Source organism: Cellulomonas sp. (assembly GCF_017744555.1).
In the GTDB taxonomy this organism is placed as follows: Bacteria; Actinomycetota; Actinomycetes; order Actinomycetales; family Cellulomonadaceae; genus Cellulomonas.
In genome coordinates, this window is the sequence record NZ_JAGIBD010000008.1 from 118295 (window position 1) to 126728 (window position 8434).

The 8434-nt window shown below is 71.5% G+C and carries 7 protein-coding genes and 1 pseudogene; 6 read left to right on the plus strand and 2 right to left on the minus strand.

Annotation, left to right across the window (positions count from 1 at the left end; all coding sequences use genetic code 11):
• Positions 1 to 2 precede the first annotated feature (2 nt).
• Complete coding sequence (locus J7523_RS07800; RefSeq protein ID WP_291884469.1) at positions 3 to 710, plus strand: GNAT family N-acetyltransferase; 708 nt, start codon at positions 3 to 5, stop codon at positions 708 to 710.
• On the opposite strand, the gene J7523_RS07805 is transcribed toward J7523_RS07800, so the two are convergent.
• Positions 626 to 1039, minus strand: coding sequence for a hotdog fold thioesterase (locus J7523_RS07805; RefSeq protein ID WP_291884471.1), 414 nt, complete (start codon positions 1037 to 1039; stop codon positions 626 to 628). The genes J7523_RS07800 and J7523_RS07805 overlap by 85 nt on opposite strands.
• Here J7523_RS07805 and polA point away from each other — a divergent pair.
• The 3 genes from polA to J7523_RS07820 all read left to right on the plus strand — a co-directional run bounded on the left by polA (position 1038) and on the right by J7523_RS07820 (position 5990).
• A complete protein-coding gene (polA, locus tag J7523_RS07810; RefSeq protein ID WP_291884474.1) occupies positions 1038 to 3776 on the plus strand; it encodes a DNA polymerase I in 2739 nt (912 codons plus the stop codon). The genes J7523_RS07805 and polA overlap by 2 nt on opposite strands.
• A gap of 202 nt (positions 3777 to 3978) precedes the next feature.
• Positions 3979 to 4332, plus strand: coding sequence for a DUF485 domain-containing protein (locus J7523_RS07815; protein WP_291884477.1), 354 nt, complete (start codon positions 3979 to 3981; stop codon positions 4330 to 4332).
• Complete coding sequence (locus J7523_RS07820; protein WP_291884479.1) at positions 4329 to 5990, plus strand: cation acetate symporter; 1662 nt, start codon at positions 4329 to 4331, stop codon at positions 5988 to 5990. Before J7523_RS07815 ends, J7523_RS07820 begins: the two co-directional genes overlap by 4 nt.
• Before the next feature lie 64 nt (positions 5991 to 6054).
• Here the strand turns inward: J7523_RS07820 and J7523_RS07825 are convergent, their stop codons facing one another.
• Positions 6055 to 6882: a class I SAM-dependent methyltransferase gene (locus tag J7523_RS07825; RefSeq protein WP_291884482.1), complete on the minus strand. Its 828-nt coding sequence runs from the start codon at positions 6880 to 6882 to the stop codon at positions 6055 to 6057.
• Between the two features lie 130 nt (positions 6883 to 7012).
• Here J7523_RS07825 and J7523_RS07830 point away from each other — a divergent pair, with 130 nt between their 5' ends.
• Positions 7013 to 8038 (plus strand): ATP-dependent 6-phosphofructokinase, encoded by a 1026-nt coding sequence (locus tag J7523_RS07830; protein ID WP_291884485.1) that lies wholly within the window; start codon positions 7013 to 7015, stop codon positions 8036 to 8038.
• A 211-nt stretch (positions 8039 to 8249) separates the two neighbouring features.
• Positions 8250 to 8434 (plus strand): annotated as a pseudogene (rpsA, locus tag J7523_RS07835) (30S ribosomal protein S1); the annotation flags it as partial.

Consider the following 8434-nt stretch of genomic DNA (forward strand, 5'->3'; position numbering starts at 1 on the left):
CCGTGCGCCCTGGAGTCCACGTCCGCAGTGCTTGCCCGCACGACCTCGAGGACCTGGTCGACCTCTGCCTCGCCGCACGCTCCGAGGCGGGCGTCGGTTCGCAGCTGTGCACGGAGGACTCCGAGCGGTTGCGCTCCCAGCTCGGGACGCTGCTCGCGACCCCCGGGGGCGAGGTGCTGATCGGCACCGTGGACGACCAGGCGGCCGGGCTCCTGCTGGCCCGGATCGTCGGTCCCGGCCCGTTCACGGACCAGTCCAGCCTGCACCTGGAGGCCCTGTTCGTGCTGCCCGACGCGCGACGCCGCGGTCTCGGGCACGCGCTGCTGTCGCGGGCGGTCCAGCTGGCCGAGCAGGCGGGTGCGACCGAGCTGTACTCGTCGCCGCTGCCGGGCGCGCGCGGCATGCAGCGGTTCCTCGCGCGGCTCGGGTTCGCCCCCGCGGCCGCGCACCGGGTCGTGACGACCGCGGTCCTGCAGCGTCGACTGACGCACGAGGTCGGGCCCGCGTCGATCACGCCGTCCGTCCGCCGTACGGGCCCACGCGGGCTCGAGGACCTCATCGCGCGGCGCCGGCAGGTCCGCGAGGGGCGGAGGCTGGACGAGGCGTCGGCGGCCGACGCGGCGGCTCAGGCGCGCGCGTCGATCAACATGCAGGTGAGCCGCGCGGTGCAGAGCTGCCGGCCGTCCTCGTCCTCGACGACCACCTGGTAGCTGACGAGCGTCGACCCGAGGTGCAGGGCGCTCGCCGTTCCGGTGACGGTGCCCGACCGGGTCGAGCGGTGGTGCGTCGCGCTGAGCTCGATGCCGACCGCCGCGCGACCGGGGCCCGCGTGCACCTGCGCGGCGTAGGAGCCGAGGGTCTCGGCGAGCACGGCCGACGCGCCGCCGTGCAGGAGGCCGTACGGCTGGGTGTTGCCCTCGACCGGCATGGTGCCGACGGCTCGGTCGGCCGCGAGCTCCACGATCTCGATGCCCATCCGGGCGAGCAGCGTGCCCTCGATGGACGGCAGGTCGGGGAGCGCGTCAAGGGTGTCGGACATGGCAGATAGGTTGACACCCGTGAGCGACGCACAGCCAGCCGCCCCTGCCCGACTTCTGCTGATCGACGGCCACTCGATGGCTTACCGGGCGTTCTTCGCGCTCCCCGTGGACAAGTTCGCGACGTCCACCGGTGAGCCCACCAACGCGGTGTTCGGCTTCGTGTCGATGCTCGCCAACCTGCTGCGCGACGAGGCGCCGACGCACGTCGCCGTGGCGTTCGACGTGGGCCGGACCACGTTCCGGACCGAGCAGTACGAGGCGTACAAGGGCAACCGGAACGCGACCCCCGAGCCGTTCAAGGGGCAGGTCGCGGTGATCCAGCGGGTGCTCGCCACGATGCACATCCCGGTGCTCGAGAAGCCGTCGTTCGAGGCGGACGACATCCTCGCGACGCTCTCGTCGCAGGCTCGCGCGCAGGGCATGGAGGTGCTCATCTGCTCGGGCGACCGGGACTCGTTCCAGCTCGTCAACGACGCGGTGACCGTGCTCTACCCGGTCAAGGGCGTCTCGGAGATGGCCCGCATGACGCCCGCGGCCGTCGAGGCGAAGTACGGCGTGCCGCCGCAGCGCTACCCGGACCTCGCGGCGCTCGTCGGGGAGTCCAGCGACAACCTGCCCGGCATCCCCGGTGTCGGCCCCAAGACGGCCGCGAAGTGGATCCTCACGTACGACGGGCTCGACGGCGTGGTCGCGCACGCCGACCAGGTGTCGGGCAAGGCCGGCGAGGCGCTGCGCGAGAACCTCGAGCAGGTGCAGCTCAACCGCCGCCTCAACCGCCTCGTGGACGACCTCGAGCTCCCGCTGGGCCCTGAGGACCTCGCGGCGCGGCCGTGGGACCGCCAGGAGCTGCACACGATCCTCGACGAGCTCGAGTTCCGCACGCTGCGCGACCGGCTGTTCGCGATGCTGCCCGACGAGGGCGGCGCGGCGCCCGCCGCGGTCGCCGCCGCAGCGCTCGACGTCGCGACGATGAGCGCGGGGGAGCTCGGTGCCTGGCTCGCCGCCCGGGCCGGCCAGCCGCTCGGGCTCGACGTCCGAGGCTCGGGAGCGCCCGCGGGCGGCGACGCGTGGGGCATCGCGCTGGCCGACGCGGGCGGGCAGGCGGCGGTCTTCGACCTCGCCGAGATCGCGCCGCCCGACGAGGCCGCGCTGGCCGCGTGGCTCGCGGACCCGGCAGCGCCGAAGGTCGTGCACGCGGCGAAGGAGGCGTGGCACGCCCTCGCCGGGCGCGGGCTGCCGATCTCCGGCGTCGTGTTCGACACCGAGCTCGCGGCGTACCTGTGCCAGCCCGACCGGCGCGCGTACGACCTCGCGGACCTCGCGATCGGCTACCTGCACCGCGAGCTCGGCGCCGACGACGCGACGGCCGACGGGCAGGGCGCGTTCGACCTCGAGCTCGACGGCACCGACGAGGGTCGCCGGGCGGCGGTGCGCGCGGCGGCGGTGCGCGACCTGTCCGACGTGCTCGCGGGCGAGATCGCCGACCGCGGGGCGACCCACCTGCTCACCGACCTCGAGCTGCCGCTCGTCGACGTGCTCGGCCGCATGGAGCGCACTGGCATCGCGATCGACTCGGGGTACCTCGCGGGGCTCGAGCGGTCGTTCGACGCGGCCGTGCAGGAGGCGGCGGCCGACGCGTACGCGGTGATCGGCCGCGAGGTGAACCTCGGTTCGCCGAAGCAGCTCCAGGAGGTGCTGTTCGACCAGCTGGGCATGCCGAAGACGAAGCGGATCAAGACGGGCTACACGACCGACGCCGCGTCGCTCACGGATCTCTTCGCGCGGACGCAGCACCCGTTCCTGGAGCACCTGCTGGCGCACCGCGACGCCATCAGGCTGCGCCAGACGGTCGAGGGCCTGCTCCGGTCGATCGCGCCGGACGGCCGGATCCACACGACGTTCCAGCAGACCATCGCCGCGACGGGCCGCCTGTCGTCCGCAGACCCCAACCTGCAGAACATCCCGATCCGCACGGAGGCCGGCCGGCAGATCCGCCGGGCGTTCGTGGTCGGCGAGGGGTACGAGACGCTGCTCACGGCCGACTACTCGCAGATCGAGATGCGGATCATGGCGCACCTGTCGGGCGACGAGGGGCTCATCGCGGCGTTCCGGTCGGGCGAGGACCTGCACAGCTACGTCGGCTCGCGCGTGTTCGGCGTGCCGACCGACGAGGTGACGTCGGCGATGCGCTCGAAGATCAAGGCCATGTCGTACGGCCTGGCGTACGGCCTGTCGTCGTACGGCCTGTCCCAGCAGCTGTCGATCGAGGTGTCCGAGGCGTCCGCGCTGATGCAGGACTACTTCGAGCGGTTCGGCGGCGTGCGCGACTACCTGACGGGCGTGGTCGACGTGGCCCGGGCGACGGGGTACACGCAGACCATCCTGGGCCGCCGCCGGTATCTGCCGGACCTCACGAGCGACCACCGCCAGCGCCGCGAGGCGGCCGAGCGGATGGCGCTCAATGCGCCCATCCAGGGCAGCGCCGCCGACCTGATCAAGGTGTCGATGCTCGGCGTCGACCGGGAGCTCGCGCGCCGGGGGTTGGCGTCGCGGCTGCTGCTGCAGGTGCACGACGAGCTCGTGCTCGAGGTCGCGGCGGGGGAGCGGGACGAGGTCGAGCAGGTGGTGCGTGAGCAGATGGGCGCGGCGGGCGACGCCGCGGCCGACGGGCCGTTGGACGTGCCGCTCGACGTCTCCGTCGGCGTGGGCGCGAGCTGGCACGAGGCCGGGCACTAGATCCGGCACCGACGCGCCTCGGGCCGGCGCGCCAGGCGACCACGCCTGGGCGCCCGCTGCCCGGTCGGTCACATCCACCGTCCGACATGTCGAACTTTCGTGTGACATGTCGAAAGATTGCGTGTACTTCACCCGGTGATCTGCGCCACACTCTCCGCGAGTGGCAACGACGCCACGCAGCCCCGTGACTTGGGAGGCGCACGTGACAGACACGTTCGACAGTCCACGAGAGACCGACTACCAGCGGGTCCAACGAAGCGACGAGTTCCAGGCGCTGCGCAGCCGGTTCCGTCGCTTCGTCTTCCCGATGACCGCCCTGTTCCTGGTGTGGTACTTCGTCTACGTCCTGCTCGCCGACTACGCGCACGACTTCATGTCGACGAAGGTGTGGGGCAACATCACGGTCGGCCTGCTGTTCGGCCTCGGCCAGTTCGTCTCGACCTTCGTCATCACGATGGTCTACGCCCGGTGGGCCAACAACCGGCAGGACCCGGTGGCGGAGAAGCTGCGCCGGCACATCGAGGACGGCGAGCTCGACAGCGGTGAGGCCCTGTGAGCGCCTCTCTCGCCACCCTGGTCCGGGCCGCGGAGACCGAGCAGATCGGTGAGCCGTGGGTCAACATCGCGATCTTCTCGGGCTTCGTGCTCGTGACGCTCGTCATCGTGTTCCGGGCGTCCCGCAACAACAAGACGGCCGCCGACTACTACGCGGCCGGGCGGTCGTTCACCGGTCCGCAGAACGGCACCGCGATCGCCGGCGACTACCTGTCCGCGGCGTCGTTCCTCGGCATCTGCGGTGCCATCGCCATCAACGGGTACGACGGCTTCCTGTACTCGATCGGCTTCCTCGTCGCGTGGCTGGTCGCGCTGCTGCTGGTGGCCGAGCTCCTGCGCAACACGGGCCGGTTCACCATGGCCGACGTGCTGTCGTTCCGCCTCAAGCAGCGCCCGGTCCGCATGGCGGCTGCCCTCGCGACGCTCACGGTCGTCTTCTTCTACCTGCTCGCCCAGATGGCCGGCGCCGGCGGCCTCGTCGCGCTGCTGCTCGGCGTCACGGGCACGCAGGCGCAGGGCATCGTCATCGCCGTCGTCGGCGCGCTGATGATCCTGTACGTCCTCATCGGCGGGATGAAGGGGACCACGTGGGTCCAGATCATCAAGGCCGTGCTGCTGATCCTCGGCGCCGCGGTCATGACGTTGTGGGTGCTGGCCAAGTTCGGGTTCAACTTCTCGGACCTGCTGCAGGGCGCGGTCGACGCCGCGGGTGAGGGTGGCGAGGCGCTGCTCGGTCCGGGCAAGCAGTACGGCGCGACGTCGATGAGCCAGCTCAACTTCCTGTCGCTGGCGCTCGCCCTCGTGCTCGGCACCGCGGGTCTGCCGCACGTGCTGATGCGGTTCTACACGGTGCCGTCGGCCAAGGAGGCCCGCCGGTCGGTCGTGTGGGCCATCTGGCTCATCGGCATCTTCTACCTGTTCACGCTCGTGCTCGGCTACGGCGCGGGCGCGCTCGTCGGGCCGGAGAAGATCACGTCGGCCCCCGGCGGCGTGAACTCGGCCGCACCGCTGCTCGCCTACGAGCTCGGAGGGACGATCCTGCTCGGCATCATCTCGGCCGTCGCGTTCGCGACGATCCTCGCGGTCGTGGCGGGCCTGACGATCACCGCGGCGACGTCGTTCGCGCACGACATCTACGCGAACGTCATCAAGCGGGGTGAGGTCAAGCCCGACGGCGAGGTGCGGGTCGCCCGGATCACGGTGGTCGCGATCGGCATCCTCGCGATCATCGGCGGCGTGTTCGCGAACGGCCAGAACGTCGCGTTCCTCGTGGCGCTCGCGTTCGCGGTCGCAGCGAGCGCGAACCTGCCGACGATCCTCTACTCGCTGTTCTGGAAGAGGTTCAACACGTCAGGCGCCCTGTGGTCGATGTACGGCGGCCTGATCTCGTGCATCGTGCTCATCACGTTCTCGCCGGTCGTGTCCGGCAAGGTCGACCCGAAGACGGGCGCGAGCCTGTCGATGATCAAGGACACGAGCGTCGACTTCCACCTGATCCCGCTCGAGAACCCGGGCCTCATCACGATCCCGCTCGCGTTCCTGCTCGGGATCCTCGGGACCTACCTGAGCAAGGAGAAGCCGCACCCGGAGAAGTTCGCGGAGATGGAGGTGCGGTCGCTGACCGGCGCGGGCGCCGAGAAGGCGGTCGTCCACAGCTGAACCCAGGGCAGGGCGGGTCGGCAGCCGGGTCCCGGCGCCGGCCCGCCCTGGCGCACGTCCGGGATCAGGGCCGGTGGGTCACGAAGATCGCCGTCCCGGGGATCACCGCCCCGCGCACCGGCCCCCACCCGCCCCAGACCCGCTCGTGCCCCTCGGGCCACTCGGGCTCGACGAGCCGGTCGACGACGAAGCCCGCGGCGACCAGCTCGGCCACGTGGTCGCCGAGCGTCCGGTGGTACTCGGCGTACTGCACGCGACCGGACGCGCCGAGCTCCACGTACGGGCGGCGGTCGAAGTAGGAGCGGTTCACGGTCAGCCCGAGCTCGGACGGGTCGTCGGGGAACGCCCACCGGACCGGGTGGGTGACGGACAGGACCCAGCGGCCGCCCGGGCGCAGCACGCGCGCGACCTCGGCGTGGATGCGGTCGGCGTCGGGCACGAACGGGATCGCCCCGAACGCGGTGAACGCGACGTCGAAGGACTCGTCCGCGAACGGCAGGGCGCGCGCGTCGGCGACCACCACCGGGGTCCGGGCGCCCACGTCGCGGTCGTACCGTCGGCCGGCACGGAGCATGCCGGCGGAGACGTCCGTGGCGACCACGTCGACGCCCTGCCCGACGAGCCAGCGCGAGCACTGGGCTGCCCCGGCGCCGATCTCGAGCACCCGCGCGCCGGTGAGGTCGCCGAGCAGGTGCGCGTCGGACTCCCGCACACCTTCGGGACACCAGCAGAAGTCGGCCGGGCCGAGGAAGGCGCCGTGCTCGTCGAGGTACTCCTCGGCGTTCGCGTCCCACCACGTCCGACCTGCGCTGCCGCCCTCGGCGGGTGGGACGTCGAGGTAGCCGGCCTCGGCCAGCGGGTCGTCGAAGGGCACGGGGACGTCGTGAGCCATGCACCCAGTCTGCTGCCTGACCTGGGACGGAAGGCATGGGATGCTGACGGGCGGCGCGGATACGCTGCTCCGGACGGCAGCCCGACGACGCGCTCCGACCAGGTCCTCAGACGACGAAGGAGTGTTCAGCGTGCGAGTCGGACTGCTCACCGGTGGAGGCGACGTCCCGGGCCTCAACGCGGCGATCCGTGCGGTCGTGAAGCGCGGTGAGGGCGAGTACGGGCACTCGATCATCGGCTTCCGCAACGGGTGGAAGGGCGTCGTCGACGGTGCGTCCGAGCCGATGACGCGTCAGCACATCCGCAACGTCCTGCCCGTCGGCGGCACGCTCCTCGGCACGGCGCGCTACCACCCGCACCGGGCGGACGGCGGCATGGACGCTGTGCTCGCGACGCTCGAGGCGGAGCGCATCGAGGCGCTCATCTGCATCGGTGGCGACGGCACGCTGCACGCGGCGAGCAAGGTGGCCGAGGCGGGCATCCGGATCGTCGCGATCCCGAAGACGATCGACAACGACGTGTGGGGGACGGACCGCTCGATCGGCTTCGACACCGCGGTGACCATCGCGACCGAGGCGATCGACCGGATCCACACCACGGCCGAGAGCCACAACCGCGTGATGATCGTCGAGGTCATGGGGCGCGACGCCGGCTGGATCGCGACGACCGCGGGCATCGCCGGGGGAGCGGAGCTCGTGCTCACGCCCGAGGAGCCGTTCGACATCGAGCGCATCGAGCGCTTCCTCAAGCACCGGCACCGTGCGCACGCGAGCTTCTCGATCGTCGTCGTGGCCGAGGGGGCGATCCCGGCCGAGGGCACCGCGATGCACTACGAGACGCAGGTCGGGAAGTTTGGCGAGATCGTCGCGGGTGCGATCGGTGAACGGCTCAAGGTCGAGATCGAGCAGCGCACGGGCTTCGACACCCGGGTGACGGTGCTCGGCCACGTGCAGCGCGGCGGCATCCCGACCCCGACGGACCGGATCCTGGGGTCGCGGTTCGGTGTCGCGGCCATCGACGCGGTGGCCCGCGGCGAGTCGAACGTGATGACCGCGCTGCGCGGAGAGCGCGTCGAGCTCGTCCCGCTCTCGGAGATCGCCGGCAAGGTCAAGCGCGTGCCCGAGGACCTGCTCGCGGTGGCCCGGGCGCTCGCCTGACCGGCGGGCCCGATGGCGGCCACGGCGGCTTTGACCGCCCCGAGGTCACCCAGATAGGGTAGACGGCGGTGCCGCGCGCCTTCCCGCAGTTCAACGTGCTGGTTCGACCAGCATCGACGGCACGGGGGTCTGGACTCGTCCAGAGACGCGATCATCCGGCCCCGAACCCTGTCCGCACAACTTCCATGTCCGCAACGGAGCCCATCCCTACATGAGCATCTCCACCCCCGCGAAGCCCGCAACCCCGCAGGTCGCGGTCAACGACATCGGCTCGGCCGAGGACTTCCTCGCCGCGATCGACGCCACCATCAAGTACTTCAACGATGGCGACATCGTCGAGGGCACCATCGTCAAGGTCGACCGCGACGAGGTCCTGCTCGACATCGGTTACAAGAC

Bases quoted from the DNA above. Each gene is read 5' to 3' on its own strand.
- J7523_RS07825 (WP_291884482.1), bottom strand. From the start codon at position 6,882: ATGGCTCACGACGTCCCCGTGCCCTTCGACGACCCGCTGGCCGAGGCC.
- J7523_RS07805 (WP_291884471.1), bottom strand. From the start codon at position 1,039: ATGTCCGACACCCTTGACGCGCTCCCCGACCTGCCGTCCATCGAGGGC.
- polA (WP_291884474.1), top strand. From the start codon at position 1,038: ATGGCAGATAGGTTGACACCCGTGAGCGACGCACAGCCAGCCGCCCCT.